The organism is Nocardia nova NBRC 15556 (genome assembly GCF_001613005.1).
Classification (GTDB): Bacteria; Actinomycetota; Actinomycetes; order Mycobacteriales; family Mycobacteriaceae; genus Nocardia; species Nocardia nova.
Genome location: NZ_BDBN01000062.1, coordinates 1 through 21955, shown reverse-complemented (window position 1 = coordinate 21955; position 21955 = coordinate 1). Strand labels below are relative to the sequence as shown.

The 21955-nt window shown below is 68.1% G+C and carries 19 protein-coding genes, 1 tRNA gene and 1 pseudogene; 13 read left to right on the top strand and 8 right to left on the bottom strand.

Going from position 1 to position 21955, the window contains the following annotated elements:
* Positions 1-859 precede the first annotated feature (859 nt).
* On the top strand, positions 860-1234 hold the full coding sequence (locus NN2_RS39125) for a helix-turn-helix domain-containing protein (protein WP_369689968.1): 375 nt from the start codon (positions 860-862) through the stop codon (positions 1232-1234).
* 421 nt (positions 1235-1655) lie between these two features.
* The gene (locus tag NN2_RS23690) at positions 1656-2747 is read left to right on the top strand and encodes a site-specific integrase (RefSeq protein WP_156511434.1); all 1092 of its coding nucleotides are present in this window, start codon (positions 1656-1658) and stop codon (positions 2745-2747) included.
* Between the two features lie 86 nt (positions 2748-2833).
* On the opposite strand, the gene NN2_RS23685 is transcribed toward NN2_RS23690, so the two are convergent.
* Positions 2834-2907, bottom strand: a tRNA-Pro gene (locus NN2_RS23685).
* 658 nt (positions 2908-3565) lie between these two features.
* Between NN2_RS23685 and NN2_RS23680 the strand changes: the two genes are divergently transcribed.
* The 6 genes and pseudogenes from NN2_RS23680 to NN2_RS38695 all read left to right on the top strand — a co-directional run.
* Complete coding sequence (locus NN2_RS23680) at positions 3566-3925, top strand: cutinase family protein (protein WP_245658830.1); 360 nt, start codon at positions 3566-3568, stop codon at positions 3923-3925.
* 500 nt (positions 3926-4425) lie between these two features.
* The gene (locus NN2_RS23675; RefSeq protein WP_063016073.1) at positions 4426-4803 is read left to right on the top strand and encodes a VOC family protein; all 378 of its coding nucleotides are present in this window, start codon (positions 4426-4428) and stop codon (positions 4801-4803) included.
* A 131-nt stretch (positions 4804-4934) separates the two neighbouring features.
* Positions 4935-5234: an ArsR/SmtB family transcription factor gene (locus NN2_RS23670; protein WP_063016039.1), complete on the top strand. Its 300-nt coding sequence runs from the start codon at positions 4935-4937 to the stop codon at positions 5232-5234.
* A 111-nt stretch (positions 5235-5345) separates the two neighbouring features.
* Positions 5346-7181, top strand: coding sequence for a phosphoenolpyruvate carboxykinase (GTP) (locus NN2_RS23665; protein WP_063016038.1), 1836 nt, complete (start codon positions 5346-5348; stop codon positions 7179-7181).
* The gene (locus tag NN2_RS23660; protein WP_227463034.1) at positions 7178-8797 is read left to right on the top strand and encodes a SulP family inorganic anion transporter; all 1620 of its coding nucleotides are present in this window, start codon (positions 7178-7180) and stop codon (positions 8795-8797) included. The genes NN2_RS23665 and NN2_RS23660 overlap by 4 nt, the downstream gene beginning before the upstream one ends.
* A 172-nt stretch (positions 8798-8969) precedes the next feature.
* Positions 8970-9320: pseudogene (locus NN2_RS38695) on the top strand (class I SAM-dependent methyltransferase); the annotation flags it as partial.
* A gap of 423 nt (positions 9321-9743) precedes the next feature.
* Here the strand turns inward: NN2_RS38695 and NN2_RS38225 are convergent.
* The 4 genes from NN2_RS38225 to NN2_RS23630 form a co-directional block, all read right to left on the bottom strand.
* Positions 9744-10166 (bottom strand): DUF7144 family membrane protein, encoded by a 423-nt coding sequence (locus tag NN2_RS38225; protein ID WP_063016037.1) that lies wholly within the window; start codon positions 10164-10166, stop codon positions 9744-9746.
* Between the two features lie 285 nt (positions 10167-10451).
* The gene (locus tag NN2_RS23640) at positions 10452-11822 is read right to left on the bottom strand and encodes a hypothetical protein (RefSeq protein WP_063016035.1); all 1371 of its coding nucleotides are present in this window, start codon (positions 11820-11822) and stop codon (positions 10452-10454) included.
* Between the two features lie 180 nt (positions 11823-12002).
* On the bottom strand, positions 12003-12374 hold the full coding sequence (locus tag NN2_RS23635) for an ArsR/SmtB family transcription factor (protein WP_062966999.1): 372 nt from the start codon (positions 12372-12374) through the stop codon (positions 12003-12005).
* A gap of 8 nt (positions 12375-12382) precedes the next feature.
* Positions 12383-13663 carry an MFS transporter gene (locus NN2_RS23630; RefSeq protein WP_369829521.1) on the bottom strand — a complete coding sequence of 427 codons (1281 nt, stop codon included), beginning with the start codon at positions 13661-13663 and terminating at the stop codon, positions 12383-12385.
* Between the two features lie 159 nt (positions 13664-13822).
* On the opposite strand from NN2_RS23630, the gene NN2_RS23625 reads away from it, so the two are divergent.
* The 4 genes from NN2_RS23625 to NN2_RS23610 all read left to right on the top strand — a co-directional run bounded on the left by NN2_RS23625 (position 13823) and on the right by NN2_RS23610 (position 17469).
* The gene (locus tag NN2_RS23625; RefSeq protein ID WP_063016033.1) at positions 13823-15190 is read left to right on the top strand and encodes a DUF2254 domain-containing protein; all 1368 of its coding nucleotides are present in this window, start codon (positions 13823-13825) and stop codon (positions 15188-15190) included.
* A 135-nt stretch (positions 15191-15325) separates the two neighbouring features.
* The gene (locus tag NN2_RS23620) at positions 15326-15907 is read left to right on the top strand and encodes a dihydrofolate reductase family protein (protein WP_063016032.1); all 582 of its coding nucleotides are present in this window, start codon (positions 15326-15328) and stop codon (positions 15905-15907) included.
* Between the two features lie 10 nt (positions 15908-15917).
* Positions 15918-16262, top strand: coding sequence for a YciI family protein (locus NN2_RS23615; protein WP_063016031.1), 345 nt, complete (start codon positions 15918-15920; stop codon positions 16260-16262).
* A 4-nt stretch (positions 16263-16266) separates the two neighbouring features.
* Positions 16267-17469 carry an RNA polymerase sigma factor gene (locus NN2_RS23610; protein ID WP_063016071.1) on the top strand — a complete coding sequence of 401 codons (1203 nt, stop codon included), beginning with the start codon at positions 16267-16269 and terminating at the stop codon, positions 17467-17469.
* A gap of 4 nt (positions 17470-17473) precedes the next feature.
* Here NN2_RS23610 and NN2_RS23605 read toward each other — a convergent pair whose 3' ends face one another.
* On the bottom strand, positions 17474-18283 hold the full coding sequence (locus NN2_RS23605; RefSeq protein WP_063016030.1) for a class I SAM-dependent methyltransferase: 810 nt from the start codon (positions 18281-18283) through the stop codon (positions 17474-17476).
* Positions 18284-18415: 132 nt separating this feature from the next.
* Here NN2_RS23605 and NN2_RS23600 point away from each other — a divergent pair, with 132 nt between their 5' ends.
* Positions 18416-19057, top strand: a complete 642-nt coding sequence (locus tag NN2_RS23600) for a winged helix-turn-helix transcriptional regulator (protein WP_063016029.1) — start codon at positions 18416-18418, stop codon at positions 19055-19057.
* A gap of 101 nt (positions 19058-19158) precedes the next feature.
* Here NN2_RS23600 and NN2_RS23595 read toward each other — a convergent pair whose 3' ends face one another.
* Both NN2_RS23595 and NN2_RS23590 read right to left on the bottom strand, forming a co-directional pair.
* On the bottom strand, positions 19159-20190 hold the full coding sequence (locus NN2_RS23595; protein ID WP_063016070.1) for an alpha/beta fold hydrolase: 1032 nt from the start codon (positions 20188-20190) through the stop codon (positions 19159-19161).
* Between the two features lie 128 nt (positions 20191-20318).
* Positions 20319-21955: LuxR family transcriptional regulator (locus tag NN2_RS23590; protein WP_218022054.1), on the bottom strand; the 1637-nt coding region annotated here is incomplete at its 5' end.

The following is a 21955-nucleotide window of genomic DNA, read 5'->3' as shown; positions in this document are numbered from 1 at the left end:
AGTCGAGCATCCCCCGGAACCGGGAACTCGAGGCCGGGACAGATGAACTCGGCCGGCGGCCGACGCCTTCAACCGCGCGTCCGGCTGCCGTGCCGGCCGCCGAGGCGGGCCGCCCGCGGGCAATAACGCCTTGGAACCTCAAGAGCAAGGTGGACACCGAACTTGCCGGACGGTGCCCCATGAACAGGGAACCGGCCCCGTACCGTCCGCTCCAACCGACTCTTGGGAGAGGGACGGCCAGGCGCTCGATCACTCTCCTCAGGCGCCGACGGACGTTCTTTTCCGTCACCGCGGCGGCAACGCGCCCGCGTAAGCCGCGACACCGTCCGATGAACTATCGCCGACGGGCCGCTACCCACCATGCGAGACCCGGTAGCAGCACAATCGAACGACTTGACTATCGCACGATGTTGCACTAGGCGTGACCGGAGTACACAAAACGACTGCTGACCTGCACAAATAAAGTGGTCCCAGCTGGTTTCGAACCAGCGACCTCTCGTGTGCGGTTACCGCTCTATCGCCTGCGGCGCGGCGGCCCTTGTAGTACAAGCGGCGCCGAGCCGCGCGGTCGCCGGGGACGACAGTCGGGAATTTGACGAGCGCCGAGTTGAATCGATCGCCTGAGGGTCGCCCAAGAAGGCGGCCCAGATCGACAAAACCCCTTCCCTTTTGGAAACACCGATGGAATCCTCAATCTCATCTGGCGTAGAGCGAGGGACTCGATCAGAACCGAATCGAGGCCTTTCTATGTTGCGACTCCAGGATCTTCGCTGTGTAAATTGCAGCACCAGTCCCGAATGCACACGCACGCGTCATTGCCTGAGCACGATCGCCGCAGGCTTCCGCTCCAAGACCGCCGATGAGCCACCCCGCGGCGCCGCCTTCGGGAGCCTTCCCCATTCCGTCAAGCGCCGGCAGCGCGAGGTCACGTCTCAGGGACGTTCCGCACGCGCCATTCCTCTCGATCCCTGGCTTTGCCTGGCCGGCAGAGTTTTTCATTCGAGTGATGCCGACCGAGGCGACCATGGGAGATGACGAAGTATGGCTCAGCACCGATGAGGTCGCCGAGCGTCTGAAGATTCCCAAGAAGACTTTGGCCAGCTGGGCAGCCGCGGAACGCGGCCCACGCTTCGCACGCATGGGCCGATACAGACGTTATCGCCTGTCGGATCTACTGCGCTGGGAGCAAAGCCGAGTAGACGAGGGCGGAGGCCAGCGCCGATCGCCAGGTTGATCGCATACCGCTGGACCCTCCCCTACCTGACGACACCTGGCGTACAGCTATCTCATAGCAACTTTCGCGTGCTTGCAGAGCGTCGATGCTGTCGGCAGGCTTCTGCCCATGAATTCTTCGGTGTCTCAGAGCTTTCCACGTTGACGAGCTGAGGACGCCGATTGTCTGCCCCCTCGGGCCGACGTTTCGAAAGTTCACTGACTGATCGGTCAGCTATGCGCGCCGATCCTGATTTGCGGAGGTGAAAGTGGGAGGCCGGTTACCGAAGCCGGTAGGCACGTTCGGTGTGCCGACCAAGCCGAAAAGGCAGCCGAACGGTCGCTGGCGCACGACGGTTCGCTTCTACGGCGCGAGCGGCTCGACTCAGATCGAAAGGATCGGGCGTAGCTCCGACGACGCGAGCAACCGACTCGCCGAGGCGATGCGCGACTATAGAGAGCAACTCGGATACCGCCGCATCACTCGCAGTACGAAGCTGATCGAGCTTGCAGCCGAGCTTCTTTCGGACCTCGAAGCCGATGAGGCCTATACCGAGGGCAACGTGGAGGACTATCGGCGAGAGATCTATGTGTCGACCGACAAACGCGCGGATCCGAAGACGATCAAGATCGAGAATTCTGTCGGGAACCTGCAGATGTGGCAGGCCACGTCAGGCGAACTGGACCGCCATCTCAAGCGCCTCGTCGGAGCCGGCCTGCGCCGTAAGGCCAAGCAGCACAAGATAATCCTGCGCGCGATGATGCAGATCGCGGTGCGCCACGGCGCCATCGACACCAACCCGATCGACGGCGTGAGCGCATTCACCCGGCGCACCACGCGCGCCCGCGGCAAAGTTTTGGACCAGGACGCCCTGCCGGGCTTTCGGGCACAGGTGCGCGCATGGGCGTCCGGTGAAGCGATTCCCGGCACTCAGGCTTACACCTGCGGCCCACCGCGCGACTGGTCGGTGGTGTGGGTCGTGGATCTGATCTGCGGCACCGGCCTGCGACCGCACGAGGTCTTCGCCGTCCGCCTGGAGGACATCAATCTCGACGCTGACATCCCCTACCTCGACGTCACCGGAACACTGGTCGAAGTGAAGGGGTCCGGCACGGGAGGATGGGCGCGCAAACCCTTCCCCAAGTCGGTGCACGGCTGGCGCAGGATGCTGCTACCGGAGCATGCGGTGCAAGCGTGCCGGGAGGCGATGAAAGACCTCGAGGTGACCGGTCAGCCGAACCCGCACGCGGTGCTGTTTCCGGCCCGCAACGGCTCACTGCGCAACCCCAACAACTTCGGACGAGCGTGGCGGGCCGCACGGGGCGAGAACTACGCCTGGGTGACGCCACGCACGTTCCGCCGAGTGGTCGCCACGGTGGTCGACAACGCCTACGGTGACCCCGAGCGGGCCGCGCGACAGCTCGGCAACACCGAAGCGGTGGCCAAAGCCCACTACATCGACATCCCCGAGACCGCCCCCGACAACCGGGAAGTCCTCGAGCGGTGGGCGCGCGGCGACGGTCCGAAAACGTGAGATTTCTGTGAGATCGGCTCGAATTCCGGACATGTCCCCACCCACAAAAAATCCCCTCCGACGCTGGTCGGAGGGGATTTTCTCGGTCGGGCTGACAGGATTTGAACCTGCGACCACTTGACCCCCAGTCAAGTGCGCTACCAAGCTGCGCCACAGCCCGTTGCTCCCGCTTGCGGGTGCTCGAAGAGATTACCTCACTACCCCCTTGTTGGAGCAAATCGGCTGCTTGTGGGCAATCCCGCCCCCGGGCGCGGGCGGTGCGCGGTCCCTGAAGCGGCTCGTCTCTCCGGCGCCAGCCGAGGCGGACGGCGGCTACAAGTCAGTGGCGGCAGGGTCACTATTCGCCGATGCGCCGGCAGAGTGAAGAGTCGAAACAATCTGCCGCTCTTCCGAAGTCGCCGTGTGGCAGTCTGGAAGTTCGTTCCACGAGCGTCGCGGGGAGCTGCCATGGGCTACTGGTTCGTCGCTATGGTCTTTCTCTGGGGCGGGGTGGGTGGTCTGCCTCTGAGCGCCAAGGCGGCTCGATTCGGTCTGTGCTTCGCTCGGGGCGGTGTCGTGGTGGTGGGGCGGATCGTCGACGTCGAGCGAAGTCACCGGACGGTTCCCGACAGCGATGGCACCGAAACGATCGTGAGTATTCGTCTCCGGTGGTCGCCTTCCACGCCGCCGACGGCCGGGAAATGCGGGAGTCGGCGATCGTCGCGCGAGCGCGCACGATAGCCGGCCGCTAGGAGGACCGGTTCGTCGCCGTCTCGCAGCGTGGCCAGTGGCAGGACCGGACGTGGACGCCGGGCCGCAATCGCTACCTGGTGACACATGTGACCGACGCGGCGAAGGCCTGCCCGAACCAGCGCTTCGTCCTGGTCGGTTGCTCACAAGGCGCGAACGTGGTCGACGATTCGATCGGCATCAGCAGCGTGGGCGCGAAGGTCGGCGGGCCGATCGTGGCCACCCTTCCCGCGTCGGTGGCGCCGAAGATCGCGGCGATCCTGTTGTTCGGCAACCCGATTCGCGGTATCGGTCACAGCGTCACCGGCCCCTATGCGGACCGCACTCACGACACCTGCACCGCGAACGACCCGGTGTGCGACCCCCATGGCACGAGCTGGAAAGTGCACCGGACCAGCTACACCGCCATAGCGGATGAGGCTGCGGACTTCGCCGCCGCCCACCTGTGAGGCGCCGAAGACGCTCCGGAAAAGGTCCCCGCGTCCGAAACGGCTTGTGCTGGTGGGTTTTCCGATCTCGACAGACCACCACCCGCCCAACCGCATCCCATGCGGTTCGGCGGGTAGGTGAGGGACCGGGGTCAGATGCCGATCACGCCGCGCATCTGGCCGAACCAGCCCACGACCATGTTCACGATCTGAGACAAATCACCGATAATCATCGGGTTCCTCCTTTCGGTAACAGTTGCGGACTGCGCTTTTCGTCATACCCAAGAGGTCCGGGAATTAACGTCTTCTATCTGCTCTCGTCGGCACGGGTTTCGTCCTACTCCACGGAAACGGATAGACGGCAGTTGGACATTCGAACACCCGTCATCGAGCGTCCGCGCCGGTGCCGGCCAGAACCGCGGAAGAACAACCACTTTCGCGCCTGGCCGGAAACGTTGCCGCCGCGCTCCCACCCGAGGGTGGCTTACCGATCCGGCACCGCGACGGTGACACTGGACGGTATGCGTCTGAACCAGGTCACCGTCGGCAGCACGGACCTCGATCGAGCCGAGCACTTCTATCTGCTGCTCGGTCTGCGCCTGATCGTCAAGACCGAGCACTATCTGCGATTCGAATGCCCCGCGGGTGAGAGCACCTTCTCGGTCGACCGCGTCGACGCCGTACCGGGTGTCGAGGAAGTCACCGTCTATTTCGAGACCGACGACCTCGACGGCGAGTACCGGCGCCTGTCCGATGCCGGCATCGCATTCGAGCAGTCACCCGCCGATATGCCCTGGCTGTGGCGCGAAGCCCGGTTACGTGACCCCGACGGCCACCGGCTGTGCCTGTTCCATGCCGCCGGCAACAGGCGCAATCCGCCGTGGCGGCTGGCCGACTGATCGGCGGCGGCGAACAGCTCGGCACTTTTCCTGTTTGCTAAACTCTGCAATCAAGAGCGACGGGGCAGGCCGTGGGGCCGCGTACCAAAAGGAGTGATTGCGTGCCCGGACTGAGCAGACCCCTCTATCAGATGAAAGCGGAGTTCTTCAAAACACTGGGGCATCCGATCCGGATTCGCGTGCTCGAACTGCTCAGCGAGCGCGAACAGGCGGTCTCCGAGATGCTGGCCGAGATCGGCATCGAGCCGGCGAATCTGTCCCAGCAGCTCGCGATTCTGCGCCGAGCCGGGCTGGTCGTGGCCCGGCGGGAGGGACTGTCGGTGACCTACGAGCTCACCTCCCCGCAGGTGGCCGAATTGCTGGCGGTGGCGCGGGCGATCTTGACCGGTGTGGTCGCGGGCCAAGCGGAGGCGCTGGAAGAGCTCGCCTGACGATCCGGGCACAGGGCGCCGGAACCAGCGGAGCGGGGGGCCCGAATGCGACCACTGTTTGCAGGTTTTCTAAACTAACTACATTGCAGCTTTATCAAGGAGGCAGGTCTCGTGTCCGACAGTTCACGTGTCATCGCACAGCTCGACGAGGTTCCGGTGGCCCACGAGAGCGTTCTGGCGTGGATCGCCGAGGTCGCCGAGCTGACGGCCCCCGAGCACATCGTCCTGTGCGACGGCTCCCGGGCGGAATGGGATCGGCTGACCGCACGATTGGTCGACAAGGGAACGTTCGTTCCACTGACCGGTAAGCCGAACTCGTTCTGGTGTGTCTCCGATCCCGACGACGTGGCGCGGGTGGAGGATCGCACGTTCATCTGCTCCGAGCGCGAGACCGACGCCGGTCCGACCAACAACTGGGTCGACCCGGTGGATATGCGCACGGTGATGACCGAGCACTATCGCGGCGCGATGGCCGGCCGGACGATGTATGTCATCGCGTTCTGCATGGGGCCCCTCGATGCGCAGGACCCGAAATTCGGTGTGCAGATCACCGATTCGGAATATGTCGCGGTGTCGATGCAGATCATGACGCGGTCCGGCGACGCCGTCTGGGAAAAGCTCACGACCGGAACGGAATTCGTCAAATGCCTGCATTCGGTCGGCGCACCGCTGGGCGTCGGTGAGCCGGATGCGGCGTGGCCGTGCGATCCCACCAAATACATCTCGCACTTTCCCGAGCGCCGCGAGATCTGGAGTTACGGATCCGGCTACGGCGGCAACGCGCTGCTGGGCAAGAAGTGTTTCGCACTGCGCATCGCCTCGGTACTCGGCCGGGACGAAGGGTGGCTGGCCGAGCACATGCTGATCCTGAAACTCACCTCCCCGCAGGGGAAGACGCACTACGTCGCCGCGGCGTTCCCGTCGTCGTGCGGCAAGACGAACCTGGCCATGCTCGAACCCGCACTCGACGGCTGGACCGCCGAGACGGTCGGTGACGATATCGCGTGGCTGCGCTTCGGCGCCGACGGGCGGCTCTACGCGGTCAATCCCGAGGCCGGATTCTTCGGTGTCGCCCCCGGCACCGGCGCCACGACCAATCCCAACGCGATCGCCACCATCGCGAAAGGCAATTCGATCTTCACCAACACCGCCCGCACCGCCGACGGGGACGTGTGGTGGGAGGGATTGACCGCCGAACCGCCCGCCCATCTCGTCGACTGGCACGGCGAGAACTGGACGTCCGACTCGGGAACGCCTGCCGCGCATCCGAATTCGCGGTACTGCACACCGATTCGACAGTGTCCCTCGGTCGCTCCGGAATGGGACGATCCGGCCGGCGTGCCGATTTCGGCGATCTTCTTCGGCGGCCGTCGCGCCACCACTGTCCCGCTGGTCGCCGAGTCCTTCGACTGGGCCCATGGGGTGTTCACCGCCTCGGTGCTGTCGTCGGAAACCACCGCCGCCGCGGCCGGGACGGTCGGCGTCGTACGGCGCGATCCGATGGCGATGCTGCCGTTCCTCGGCTATCACGTCGGTGACTACTTCGCCCACTGGCTCCGGCTGGGTGCCGCCGCCGACCCGGCGAAACTGCCGAAGATCTTCCAGGTCAACTGGTTCCGACGAGGTCCGGAAGGCGAATTCCTGTGGCCCGGCTTCGGCGACAACGTGCGCGTGCTGCAGTGGGCGCTGGAGCGTCTCGACGGCACCGCCGAGGCGGTCGAGACGCCGATCGGCTACGTGCCGGCGGTCGAGGCCCTCGATCTCACCGGCCTCGACGACGGGCAGCGCGCCCGGACGGCGGCATCGCTCGCGGTCGACATCGACGAGTGGGTGGCCGAGGTGGCCGACATCGACCACTGGTACGCCACCATCGGCGGCAATCGCCTGCCCGACGTGTTGCGGGAACAACTTGCCGCGCTGAAACTGCGTCTGGCAGCCCGGTTGTGAACATCGCAGCACTGCTCCCCCGCTGGTCGGATTGGCGTCCGGCCCTCCGCACCCCGGGCCCGGATCTGCTGTCGGGCCTGATTGTCGCCCTGGTGGCGTTGCCGCTGGCACTGGGATTCGGCATCAGCTCCGGACTCGGCGCCGCGGCCGGACTGGCCACCGCGGTCGTCGCGGGCATCGTGGCCGCGATATTCGGCGGCTCCCGTTTCCAGGTGTCGGGGCCGACCGGCGCGATGACCGTCGTGCTGGTTCCGATCGTCCACCAGCACGGCGGGGGCGGGGTGCTGGCCGTGGGCCTGATGGCCGGCATCGTGCTGGTGGCGCTCGCGGTCGCCGGGGCCGGGCGTGCGGTGCGATACATGCCGGCCCCGGTGATCGAGGGCTTCACCGCCGGCATCGCCGTGGTGATCGCCTTGCAGCAGTTCCCCAACGCTCTCGGCATCGCGCACGCGCACGGGGACAAGGTGTGGCAGTCGGCCTATGACGCTGTGCGCCAATATATTTCGCAACCCCATCTCGCGCCGGTCGTGATCGCCGTCGCGGTGGCCGCGGTGATGCTCGTCGGCGGGCGGTTCCTGCCGAAGCTGCCCTTCGCGCTGCTGGCCGTGGCCGGCGCGACCGTCGTGGTCGCGCTCTTCGACATCCCCACCGCGGCCATCGGCGCCCTCCCGTCGGGACTCAGTGCTCCCACACTGAACTTCCTCGACTGGGGCAGCCTCGGATCGCTGGTGGCGCCCGCGCTGGCGGTCGCTGCGCTGGGCGCCCTCGAATCGCTGCTGGCGGCGACCGCCGCGGATGCCATGGCCGTCGGCACCCGCCACGATCCCGATCGCGAACTGTTCGGGCAGGGGTTGGCCAATATCGCCGCACCGCTGTTCGGCGGCGTGCCGGCTACCGGTGCGATCGCCCGCACGGCCGTCAATGTGCGCTCCGGGGCACGCACACGCCTGGCCGCGCTGACCCACGCGGTGGTGCTCGCCGCCATCATCTACCTCGCCGCACCGCTCGTCGCCGATATCCCGGTCGCGGCGCTGGCCGGGGTGCTGCTGGCCACGACGGTCCGCATGGTGGAAACCGCGTCGCTGACCGCCATCGCGCGTGCCTCACGCGGCGACGCACTCATCATGGCCGCGACGTTCCTGGTCACGGTCGCCATGGACCTGGTGACCGCGGTCGGTGTCGGCGTCGCGATCGCGATCGTCCTGGCGCTGCGTTCGGTGGCGAAAGAAGCTCGGCTGCAACAGGTTCCGCTCGACGAGAGCGACCACCTCAGCGAGGAACACCGCCTGTTGCACGACCGTATCGTCGCCTACCGCATCGACGGACCGCTGTTCTTCGCCGCCGCGCACCGCTTCCTGCTGGAGCTGACCGAGGTCGCCGACGTCCATGTGGTGGTCCTTCGCATGGCGCACGTCACCGCCCTCGACACGACCGGCGCACTGGTCCTCAAGGACGCCATCGCGAAACTGCAGCACCGCAACATCACGGTCCTGATGTCGGGCTTGCGCGACGAGCATCGCCGTCGGCTCGCGGCGCTCGGCGCCCTGCCCGCGGGCGGCGAGACGCAGATCTTCGAGCAGACGCCCGAGGCCCTCGCGTACGCGCGCGCCATGTGATCGCCGCGCGGCGAAACCGCCCAGCGCTGCGGCGATCTCGCCCGGCAGCCGCAGGGCGCGCGTAGCATCACCTGCCGTGAGTGGTGATCCGGGGCCGGGCGCACCGGCCGAAGGCGGGGACACGTCCTTCACCGGATCGATCCCGCAGATCTACGACACGCTGCTGGTTCCGATGATCTTCGCCGAACCCGCCCGGTTGCTCGCGCAGGCGGTGGCCGCGACGGACGCGGTCGACATCCTCGAAACCGCGGCGGGGACCGGGGTGCTGACCAGAGCGCTCGCCCGGCTCGACGGTCGCGAAATCGTGGCGACCGACCTGAACGAACCCATGTTGACGACCGCCGCGAACCGCACGGCATCGGATCGAGTGCGGTGGCAGGTCGCCGACGCCCGAGACCTGCCGTTCGCCGAATGCTCGTTCGACCTGGTGGCATGCCAGTTCGGCGCGATGTTCCTGCCCGACAAGGTCGGCGGATACGCCGAGACCCTGCGAGTGTTGCGCCCGGGCGGCGTGTTCGTCTTCAACGTCTGGGACCGGCTCGAGACCAATGTGGTGACCCTGATCGTCACCGAGGCGCTGTGCGCGGCGGCACCGGACGAGCCGCTCGAATTCTTTCGCCGCACGCCCCACGGATACTTCGACATCGATCGGATTCGCGGCGAACTCGCGGCGGCCGGCTTCGAGCGGATCACCGGTGAGTACATCGACGGGTCGAGCCGCACGACGGCCGAGACCGCGGCGGTCGCCCTCTGCCAGGGCACCCCGCTGCGCGGCGAGATCGAACGGCACTCCTCGCTCGATCTCGAATCCGCGACCGCGATCGCTGCCGAGGCGCTGCGTCGGCGGTACGGCACGGGCGAATTCGACGCGCCGATGCGGTGGCTGCAGGTGAGCGCGCGGCGACCGGACCGAGTCCCCGAGACGCGGTCCGGCCGGCGCGAGATGTCAGATTCTGCGCGGATCCCAGGTGGCGATCGCCCAGATCACCACGATGTCGAGGGCGATGACCAGGATCGACCACCACGGATAGTGCGGCAGCCACAGGAAATTGGCGATGATCGACAAACCCAGTAGCGCGATCGCCAACATCTGCCCCCAGGTCGAACGCGTGAACAACCCGGCGGCGGCCGCCACCATGAGGATGCCGAGGATCAGGTGGATCCATCCCCATCCGCTGATGTCGAACTTGTAGATGTATTGCGGTCCGGAAACGTAGACGTCGTCCTTCACGATGGCCGAAATGCCCTGCAGGATGGACACGATTCCGGTGACGGCCAGTAGGGCCGCCGCGGCCAGCGAGGTGCCGGCCGCCACCGCATTGCGGGTGTCGTTTCGCCCGTTGCGTGTTCCGTGTTCCGTAGCCGTCACGACGGCTCACCCCTTTTCGTGAACCTCGCCGGCGGATCCGCCGGCGCGTACCGACATGCGTCGGTTCCGGTGGGTTGTGACATGCGGCCCTGCGCTGCCTCCTGACCAGCCGCCGCGGCGGATGATGGTCCCGGTTCGCTCATCGACCTGGTACATCGCTCGATGGACGAATTCGGCGAGCCAACCGGGCATCTAACGATTCGTCGCGGAAAACCTCGCGGATAATCACGAACCGATGGACCGTGCGATCGACCCCGAAACGTAACCGAATCGCCGTATTCCGCGTCACCCGGTCGCCGTGGGCTCGGTCTCCGCGGTGGTTTCGGGCGCCGCCGCGGGCCGCGCGAGAATTTCGACGATCAGCAGCAGCGCTCCCGCGACCAGCACGATCCCCACCACGACCAAACCGGTCGCGTAGGGCCACAGCACCAGCACGAGCACCGCGCCGGCGAGCACGGCGAGGCGCAGCGGTGTGCGGTAATGCGCGACGAACGACTCGACCACGTTGGGCGGGCGCCCACGCCGGCCGCGGACGGCGACCATGAGCCGCCCGAAGCCGGCACGCACGGACTGCGCCGAATGAGACGACCCCGCCAGATATCCCACCGCGGCCACGACCAGGCTGACGACCGCGACCGCGCGCAGTGACACCCGCATCGGGTGGATCACGGTATCGAACAGCGCGGAGGCGGCCGGCGGCGACAACGCGTCGGGCGGAACGGAATCGAGGTAGATACTGCGAGCGATCACCACCCCGACGGCCAGCAGCACCATCGCGACCGCACCGGCGACGCCGACCAGTGCGAGGGTCCGCAGCCGCCGGCCGCGGGGAGCCAGCCACACCGCACCCGCCGCGGTGGCCAGCGCCACCCACGGCAGGATGTTCGCCGCGCGGTCGAGCGTGCGCAGCCATTTCTGGTACTTGGGCAGCTCGGTGGCATGGAAGATGACGAATTGCGCGTCGACATCGGGAATCTTGTCGGCGAAGCTGATTCCGCGTGCGTCGAGCCGTTCGCGCACGGTCGCGAGGATCGGCTTCAGCGAAATGCTCACGGTGCCGTTGTCGCTGACCTCGATTCCGGGTCTGGTCTCACCCTTGACCACATGGACCAGTGCGTCGTGCGCGCGGCGGTTGGCCGTGTCCCACGCCTCGCGGAACTGATCGCTGGTCACCACGGCCGTCGCGGCCTGGTGGATGTAGTTCTCGGCCTGGTCGGCCACCAGCGCGGGCAGACTGTTCAACGCCGCGACGGCACGGGGGCGATCCGACAATTGCCCGACGTTCTGCGTGAGCGCGTTGACCGCATCCGCCGTGTACGCCTTGATGTCGACGCGACCGACGATCGCATCGGTGATCTTGTCGGCCAGTTCCTTCTGGATCGCCGGATCGGTGGCCAGCGGTGCGACGGTCGTGACGTAGCGGTCGGTATCGAAGATCTGGCTGCGCACGAACCGCGTCGTCACCGATCCGATGATCAGTAGCGCGGTCAGGACCAGCAGCAGCACGACGCCGGTCCAGCGCCAGGCGTGCCGATGAGATGGGCGCGGTGGATGCGCTGCGACATACGCGCGCAACCGCTCGAGTTCGGCGCGATCATCGGTGGACAGTTCCGCATTCGACGCCGGCGGGCGAGCATCTCGATCTTCGGCGGACATGATGACTCACACCCTTCCGGGCCGATCGACACGGCCCAGAACTGATTCGGCGCCGCTGCCCTCGGGGGGACAACGCATTCGCCGCCGACCGCGGATCGATCCCACACCGTGACCCAACGGTGCTGCCCCGGTACGGATCAGGCGGGTCGCTCGCGAGAAGCACCGCCCGCGAACCGCGCCTTATTCGTGGGGCAGCTCGCCGGTGACGATGTGGTCGGCGAGATTGAGTCCTTCCCGGACGAGGCGGGCGAGGTGGCCGTCGCGGATGCGGTAGATGATGCGGCGGCCTTCGCGGCGAGTCTCGACCATGCCGGTGAAGCGGAGTTTCGCCAGGTGCTGGCTGACCGCGGTGCGGGAGCCGCCGCAGGCCTCGGTGAGGGCGGTGACGTCGGCCTCGCCGTCGGCGAGAACCCAGAGGATGTGCAGCCGGGTCGGGTCGGCGAGCATCCGGAACACCGAGGTGGCGGCTTCGAGACGGGCCGGGTCGGGTTCGACGATGTGCACCAGGCTGGGCGGCAGGGCGTCGACTGCGGGGGTTTCCTCACCGGTCATGGGCTGGTTCACCGACTTCCTGCTGTGGCCATCTGCGCACCCGACGATACGTGCACCGGCCACATTCGCGCGGCAACCACGGCGGCCACGGCCGCCAGGACCATCAGGGTCAGCGCCGCGCCGGCCTGTCCGGCGGCGGCGCCCAGCCAGCCGGCGATCGGATAGGTCACCAGGAAGCAGGCGTGCGAGAGCGAGAACTGCGCGGTGAACACGGCCGTGCGGGTGCTGCCGTCGGATTGGGCGCGCAGCAGTCGCGCCGAGGGCGTGTTGATCAGCGAGGTGCCCACCCCCATGATCGACCAGGCCACCCCCAGCAGCACCCAGCCCGCGCGTGGTCCGGGCTCGAGCGCCGCGAGCGTCGCGGCACCGGCGAGGCCGACGGGCAGGATCGCGCAGCCGACCAGCATGAGACGCCGATCGGGAATGCCGGTGAGCAGTCGCGGGATCGCCAGCGCGGCGATCATCGAACCGCCGCCGAAGCAACCCAGCGCCACCGCCACCACGGGTGCCGGCCCGTGCAGCAGGTCGCGGACGTAGACCACGGTATTGACCACGACCAGCGAAGTCGCCGCGGCGACAGCGACATTCATCGCCAGCAACCCGCGCAGCACCGGGCTCGCCGCCATGAGCCGTGCGCCCCAGGTGATCCGGGCCGGCAGCGAGCCGGAGCGGTCGGCGGGCACCGATCGAGGGAGCGAGGTGCGCACGACCATGATCGCGGAGGTCGCGAAACCTGCGGCGGTGCCGACGAACAGCAGGTGGTAGCCGACCACGGTCAGCAATGCCGCCGCCAGTACGGGACTGAGCAGCGATTCCAGGTCGTAGGCCAGCCGTGAGAGCGACAGCCCGCGGGTGTAGTCCTCCTCGTCCGGCAGGATCGACGGGATGACCGCCTGGAATGCCGGGGTGAAGGTCGCCGAGGCCGCCTGCAGCACGAAGATCAGGACATAGATCTGCCAGACGTGCGTGACCAGCGGCAACAGCAAGGCGATGACCAGCCGAACCACATCGGCCGAGACCAGCAGCATCCGCCGCGGCACCCGATCGGTCAGCGCCGAGACCACCGGTGCCACGCCGACGTAGGCGACCATCTTGATCGCGAGTGCCGTGCCCAGCACCGCACCGGCATCGGATCCGGCCAGATCGTAGGCCGCCAAACCCAGCGCGACCGTGAGCAGACCGGTTCCGACGAGGGCCACCACCTGTGCGGTGAACAAGCGCCGGAAACGGTCGTGTCGCAACACCTCCAGCACGTCGGGCCTCCAGAATCCGCGGGACGCATCGAACACGGCCAGTTTAAGACAATAGGTGCGCAATTGCGAACTTATTGTCTCTTCAACGGGCTGCGCCCGCGCCGCGCCACGATTCGATCTCCGCCGAGAGGTGGAGGTAGGTTCGGGTCGACAGGCCGGAAATTCGCCGTCGGCGAGAGCGCAAGGAGGTCCAGCGTGCAAGGGATCTCGCTCGAGGCGGATCGGTGGCGGGAACGGCTGCGCACCAATCTGTGGTTCGTCCCGACGCTGGAAGTCCTGGCCGCGGTGGCGCTGTTCGCACTGACCTTCACGCTCGACCGCGCGGCCTACCACAACGGCACGAGCCTGCCCACCTGGGTGCTGGGCGGCACGCCCGATGCGGCACGCCAGGTTCTCACCGCCATCGCGGCCGCGATCATCACCGTGGTCGGTGTCGTCTTCTCGATCACGATCCTGGCGCTGACGCTGGCCTCCACTCAGTTCGGGCCGCGCATGCTGCGCAACTTCATCCGCGACCGCGGCACCCAGCTGACGCTCGGCACCTTCGTCGCGACCTTCGTCTACGCCATCGCGGCACTGGTGTCGGTCGGCGAGAATTTCGTCCCGCACATCAGCGCGACGGTGTCGATCGGCTCGCTGGTGGTGGATCTGGCGGTGCTGATCTACTTCATCAATCACATCGGCGGGCAGATCCAGCTGCCGAATGTGGTCGCCGACATCGCGCGCGAAGTGCGCACGGCGGTCGACGCCAATGCCGATACCACCGCGAGCGGGGCGAAACACGGTCCGTCGGCGCGGGAACTCCGCGATCTGCTGGCCCGCTCCGGTGGCGAGGTGCGCACCTCCAGCAGCGGATATCTCCAGTACATCCGCTACGAGCGGCTGGTCCGGCTGGCCGCCGAAGCGGATGCGGTCATCCATTTACCTTATCGCCCAGGACATTTCGTGACCGAGGGGCAGGTGATCGCGCGGGTGTGGCCGGCACAGGCCGCGAAGGGGATCGAGAAGAAATTCTCCCGCGGCCACGTCACCGGCTCGATGCGCAGCCTGGTGCAGGACGTCTCCTTCGGCGTCGATCAGATCGTCGAGATCGCACTGCGTGCGCTCGCCTCCGCGACCAACGACACCTTCACGGTGCTGACGTGTATCGATTGGCTCGGCGACTGCCTGTCGCGGATCGCGGTCACCTGGGAGCCGAATCCGGTGCGCCGCGACAAGGACGGTCATATCCGGGTGCTCGCCGCCCAGGTCAGCTACGAGCGGCTGGTGCAGCGCGCGTTCGAGAAGATCCGCCAGGCCGGTGCCGGGCAGCCGGCCGTGATGATTCGCCAGCTCGACGCGCTGGCACAGATCGCCGACCGCGTCACCGACCCCGATCGGCTCCGGGTGATCCTCGAACAGGCGACGATGATCGAGCACGCCGTCCCGCTCATCCCGGAAGAACCCGACCGCGCCGACGTCCTGCGCCGCTGCCACGCCCTGCGCGGCCAGATCGCGGCGGAGCGCTCGGCGCTCGCCACGCGATCGCGAAAGACCACGCTCACACCGAATCCGAAGCCGTAGCTCGGCGGCGCTCAGATCGGATCGCCGCCGGCGACTCGACAATTCTTCGCCCGATGTCGATTCCGGCGGCGGCCGTTCGTATAGGAGGTGAGGGGCGCGATCGTGCGCGTTCCCGGAATCGAGAGGAGCAGGGCGATGCGAGCGATCACGGTGACCATGAATGCCACGCTCGACGGTGTCGTACAGGGGCTGGGACGCGTGGACGAGGACACCCGGGGCGGTTTTCCGTTCGGCGGCTGGGGGCAGCGATTTCAGGACGAGGTGCTCGCCCGGGAGATGGGCGGGGATATGGCCCGGCCCGGCGACATGCTGTTCGGGCGGCGCACCTGGGAGGACTTCACCACCGTGTGGGGACGGGCGGACGACAACCCCTACAGCGAACATATGAACGCGGCGACGAAGTACGTCGCATCGACCGGCCTCGACGACGTCGACGCGTGGCAGAACTCGATTCTGTTGCGCGGCGACGCGACTCGGACCGTGCGCGAACTGAAGGCACGTCCGGGAAAGGATCTGTCGATCATCGGCAGTGCGGCCCTGGTGCGCAGCCTGCACGCCGCCGGGCTGATCGATCGGTACACGCTGGTGATCCACCCACTCACCCTCGGTGCGGGGACCAGGTTGTTCGAGGGCGCGGCGCCGTTGACCGAATTTCGCCTCCTCGGTAGCGTCGCGACCACCGCGGGTGTGATCATCGCCCGCTACGCCCGGCGCTGAGGAGAGGGCCGTGCCCGAGTATCTGCTCTCGATCTACCAACCCGACAGTGGTGCGCCCGATGCCGAGACCATGGAACGGATCGTCGCCGAATTGCACCGCCTCAACGAAGAATTGCGCGAGAGCGGGTCGTGGGTGTTCACCGGCGGCCTGCACGCGGCGGACAGCGCGACCGTGGTGCGCGCCGACGGGCTGATCACCGACGGGCCCTATCTGGAGGGCAAGGAACATATCGGTGGCATCTGGGTGATCACCGCGGCCGATGTGGACGCGGCGCTGGCCTGGGGACGCAAGGCCGCGGCGGCCACCACGTTGCCGATCGAAATCCGCCCGTTCCGGGATGTTCCGCCGTTCTGACGCGATGACGCCGGATCGGATCGCCGCCGTCTTCCGCGCCGAATACGGCCGGGCCGTCGCCGTGCTGATTCGCACGCTCGGCGATATCGACCTGGCCGAGGACGCGGTCGCCGACGCCTTCGCCACCGCGCTGCGCCGCTGGCCGCAGGACGGACCGCCGCCGAGTCCGGCCGGATGGATCATCACCACCGCCCGGCGCCGAGCCATCGATACGCTGCGCCGCGAATCCGCCAGGGCCGGCAAGTACGCCGAGGCGGCGATCGTGCACGCCCCGCCCGACGACGCCGAGGAGACCGCCGTGCCCGACGAGCGCCTCCGGCTGATCTTCACCTGCTGCCATCCGGCACTGAACCGGCCCGCGCAGGTCGCGCTGACGCTGCGGCTGCTGGGCGGGCTGACAACGCCCGAAATCGCGCGCGCGTTCCTGGTCCGGGAGGCGACGATGGCGCAGCGACTGGCCCGCGCGAAGGCCAAGATTCGCGACGCCCGTATCCCCTACCGGGTGCCCGGCGAGGCCGAGTTGCCCGAGCGGCTCGATTCGGTGCTCGCGACCCTGTTTCTCATCTTCAACGAGGGATATGTCGCCTCGTCCGGCACGGAACTGCTGCGCGCGGACCTGTGCGAGGAGGCCGTGCGGCTCACGCGCGCACTGGTCGAGTCGATGCCCGAGGAGCCGGAGGCGGCGGGCCTGCTCGCCCTCATGCTGCTCACCCACGCTCGCCGCGGCGCCCGCACCGATGCGACCGGCGCCTTCGTCCGGCTCGCCGACCAGGACCGCGGCCGCTGGGATGCCGCACTGGTCGCGGAGGGCCGGGCGATCGTCCGCACCTGCCTGCGCCGCAACCGCCCCGGCCGGTATCAGCTGCTCGCCGCGATCAATGCCGCGCACACCGATCCGGTCACCGACTGGACGCAGATCCTCGCGCTCTACGACCGGTTGGCGCGCCTGGACCCGAATCCCGTTGTGGCACTTCATCGAGCGGTGGCGGTGGCCGAGGTCGACGGGCCGGCCGCGGCACTGAGTCTCGTCGACGGCCTGGACCTGACCGAGCACTACCTGTTTCACGCCGTCCGCGCGGATCTGCTTGCCCGCCTGGGCCGGACGGACGAGGCGAGGCGCAGTTTCGATACCGCGGCCCACCTCACCGGAAACCAACGCGAACGCGACTACCTCGCCACCCGAAGTGCCGCGCTCACACCCCGCTGACCGGTCACCGCGCCCGCGCCACCGCGCGAATCGCGCGCAGCCGCCCGTCGGCCAGCGCATCGGTGAGATGTGCTGCGCGCGTGGCGAAGTCGGGCACGAAGGCGTGCAGGCCCAGCGGGCTCGGCGGTAGCTGGCGCACCATGCGCATCACGGCCACGGCCTCGTCGGTGCGGTCGTCCCACCGCTCGACGGCGAATCCGGCCGCCTCGATCGTCGTCCGCAGGGTGGCGGGCGTGGTGAGGTGACCGAAGCCGGGGCCGTCGGCCCACGGGAGCGGATAGTCGGGTTCACCGGCGCCGGAGGCGGTGATATCCCAGAGTGCGAGCCGTCCCCCACGCGCCAGAACTCGGCGCATTTCGTGGTAGAGGCCGTTCTTGTCGGCGATATTCATCTGGACGTGCTGACTGAATACGACCTGGAAGGCGCCGTCCGGAAACGGTAGTGCGGTGACATCGGCGCACCGCACGGTGATGCGGTCGTCCAACCCCACGAGCCGGTCGAGCCAGCGAGCGATCTCGCAATACTCCTCGACCAGATCGACTCCGGTGACCCGGCAGCCGAATCGGTCCGCCAGGTATCGGGCGGTGCCGCCGATGCCGGTGCCGGCGTCGAGAACCTCGGTGGCGGAAGAGATGTCGACCAGATCGGCCAGTTCACCGGTGGCGATGCGCCCACTGGTGTGGAAGTCCTCGAGCATCGCCAGATCGTCGAGCCGCAGGCGGCCGAGATCCTTTCCGGCGGCCAGCAACGCCCGTTCGATATCGGCCCGGGCCGCGCCGGTGGCGTACTGGGCGGGGATCTGGCTGCGAGTCATGCGCTTGCTCCGATACAGAGGGAATTCCCGGCCACTCGGCGACCGACCTTGCCATTTCATGCTAGGACGAGAAAGTAGAGTTTTTCAACTAACAAATTCAGAATCTCTACTTCAGGCCGGTATAGTGGACGCATGCGAAGCTACGGCCAGTACTGTTCGATCGCCCGCGCGCTGGATGTGGTGGGCGATCGCTGGACCCTGCTGATCGTGCGCGAGCTGCTGATCCAGGGGCCGTGCCGATTCACCGATCTCAAGAACGGGCTGCCCGGCATCGCCGCGAATCTGCTGTCCACCCGCCTGCGCGAACTGGAGGACGCCGGATTGATCGCCCGCGACGACGCGCCGCCGCCCGTCGCATCGGCTCTCTATCGGCTCACCGATGCGGGCCGGGAACTGGAACCCGCACTGCGAGCACTGGGACGCTGGGGACTGCGGTACATGGATACGGTCGACCCGGACGACGCGTTCCTCCCGCAGTGGCTGGCCTACGCAGCCGGATGGTTCACCGCCGACGCCGATCCCGCGGCCGCACCGGTGGTGATTCAACTCGTCGTCGACGAGGTGCGTGCGGTCGTCGACATCGGCGCAGGTCGCGTCGAGACCCGCGTCGGCAGCACCGACGCCGCCGATCTGACCCTCGACGGACCCGCCAATGCGGTCCTCGGCCTGCTCACCGGCGTGATCGATCTGAATGTGGCACAGCAGCTCGGCCTCGCCGCACGCGGCGACCACGACGCACTCACCCGCCTGCGGCCCGTCGCGCAAGACTCATAACCTCCGCACAGGCGAGACCGCGGACGCGGACATCGGCACAACAGCGCAAGACCCGCGCCGCTACATCGTGGCGCGGGTGTTGCGTTGTCTCCCCGCGGGTTTCAGAGATGGTCGGCGTCGATCACGGCCTGCGCGAAGGCCGCGGGCGCTTCCTGCGGGACATCGTGGCCGACCCCGGGCAGCGTGCGGTGTTCGTACTTGCCGGTGAACTTCGCGCGGTAGCTCGTGCCGTCGGCATTGGCGCCGTCGAAATCGCTGCCGATGGTGACGGTCGGGACGGTGATCGCCGGGCCCTGCGCCAGCGCGGTCTCCTCCGCGGCGTACTGCGGTTCGCCGGGGACCAGGCCCAGACGCCAGCGGTAGTTGGAGATCACGACGTCGACATGGTCGGGATTGTCGAACGAGCCGGCGCTGCGGTCGTAGGTGGCGTCGTCGAAGTTCCACTTCGGCGAGGCGGTCTTCCAGATGTACTTGTCGAAGTCGTGGACGTTGCGGCGATAGCCCAGCACACCGCGGTCGGTGGCGAAGTAATACTGGTACCACCAACCGGCCTCCGCGGCCGGCGCGAGCGGCTGCTGGTTGGCCGCCACATCGGTGATCAGGTATCCGCTCACGGCAACCAGCGCCTTCACCCGCTGCGGCCACAGCGCGGCGATAACATCGGCCGTCCTTGCCCCCCAGTCGTATCCGCCGAGGATCGCCTTGTCGATGTGCAGCGCGTCCATGAGCGCGACGATGTCGTGCGCGACCGCCGCCTGCTCACCGTTGCGCGCGGTATCCGGGGACAGGAATCGCGTCGGACCGTAGCCGCGCAGATACGGCACGATCACCCGGTAGCCCTGTGCGGCCAGCCGCGGGCCGACGTCGATGTAGCTCGCCGGGTCGTAGGGCCAGCCGTGGATCAGCACGACCGCCGGGCCGTTCTCCGGACCGTATTCGACGTAGGCGGTGTCGAGGACACCGGCGGTGATGTGCTTGATCGGCCCGAGCGTGGTGTGTTCACCGGCGCCGACGCCCGCGGCGCTCGCCGGAGCGGCGGGAGCCTGCGCATCCGTACCCGACGAGCACGCCGCCAGCGACGCCGCTACCGCTGCCGCCGCGATGATCTGCGCGAACCGCTTCTTGGTGAACATCTGCTCATCTCCCGTGTTCTCGTCCGCCGCGCCCACTGCCACGGCTGCGATACGAGAAACGGTAGGCGGCACGGGTGTGCTGTCGCGCCCGTCGGATGACGGTATGTGCGTACGTCATCGCGCGCGGGCTACGGCACCGGATCCGTCGCGGTGCGCAGTGCGCCGGCCAGTTCGGCACGGGAGGTGACACCGAGTTTCGGGAAGATGCGGTGCAGGTGGGTGCTGACGGTGCGATGCGACAGATACAGCCGCTGCCCGATCTCCCGGTTGGTGAGCCCTTCGGCGGCCAGCTGCGCGATACCCAGTTCGTGCGGGGTCAGGCTGTCGCGTGCGTCGGGGTCGCGGCGCGGGCTGGTCTCCCCCGCGCCCCGGAGTTCGCGCCGCGCGCGATCGCCCCAGGGCCGCGCGCCCAGCGCGTCGAAGGTGTCGCGGGCCGCTCGCAGCTGTGCCCGCGACTCGACGATGCGCCGCTGCCGGCGCAACCACTCCCCGAAGGCGAGCTGGACGCGGGCGCGTTCGAACGGCCACCCGTCCGGATCGGCGTCGAGAGCAGCGGTGAACAGGTCTTCCGCGGACTCGGCCGACGCGAGCAGGGCGCGGGCGTAGCGCAGGCCGACATGCAGGGCCGGTGACGGACTACACCGGGCCGGCTCCTCGAATTCACGCACGACCTCCTCCGCCTCCTCGACGCGCCCGGCGCGCACCGCGGCCTCGACCAGATCGCCCACGACGTAGGCGCGCAGGGCGAGCTGATAGGCCGGGTCGGCGGGGTCGAGAATTCGGCGCAGGTCGGCGAGCGCGTCGTCGTAGCGGCCCTGTCCGAGTGCGACGAGAGCGCGGGCCCGTTGCACGGTGGCCAGTACCGGTCGCGCGCCGGCGGCCGCGCCGATCCGTTCGGCCTCCTCGGCTCGCTCGACCGCTTCGTCGAAATCGCCTCGTAGCGCGGCGATTTCGGCTCCGACAGCGACGGCGAGACCGTACATGAAGTGCTGGCCGGTTTCCGGTCCGAGGCGCCCGGCCTCGGCTGCGGCCGCCGCACCGCCCACCAGATCACCGGTGCGCGCACAACTCCAGGCCCGCACCGCCAGCGCTCTGGTCAGCAGGCCGAGCCTGCCCTGTTCCCGCAGGCCGGTGATCGCCGTGGCGGAGAAGCGGCCGGCCAGCGCGAAGGCGCCGATCTGCAACGCCGCGCTGCCGAGATAGCGGTCCACCTCCGGATCGGCGCCGGTGCGCCCGGCCAGTGCGCGCAGTTGCTCCGAGACCGTCGCGCCGCGCTCGAACGGGGCCACGTAGGCGGTGATCGCCACGATCCGCGGATCGCCGACGGGCAGACCCGTACCGTCGGCGACGGTCAGCAGGGCGCGGCGCGCGTCCGGACCCGGCTCGGACCAGAAACAGCGCATGGCGGTCCCCCACAGGATGCGCATCGCGAGGTCGCGATCCCCTTCCACCGCAACGGTTTCGGCCAGTTTCGCGAGTTCGGCGGTGCGGGCCGGATCCTCACCGACGCCGTCGTCGAATCCGCTGACCAGCCAGGTCGCCAAGGCGCGCTGACGCTGGTCGAGATCCTGGCGACCGGCGTCGCGCAGCAGCCGATCCACGGTGTCGCGCTCGCCGGATTCCACCGCCAGCTCGGCGGCGCGCAACAGTCGTCCCACCCGCGCCGCCGGCGTGTCGGTCAGGCGCGCGGCGTCTTCCAGGGTCGTGATCGCCGCCGCCACCCCGCCCCGGCGCAACGCCCGCTCGGCCGCGGCCTCGAGTTCGG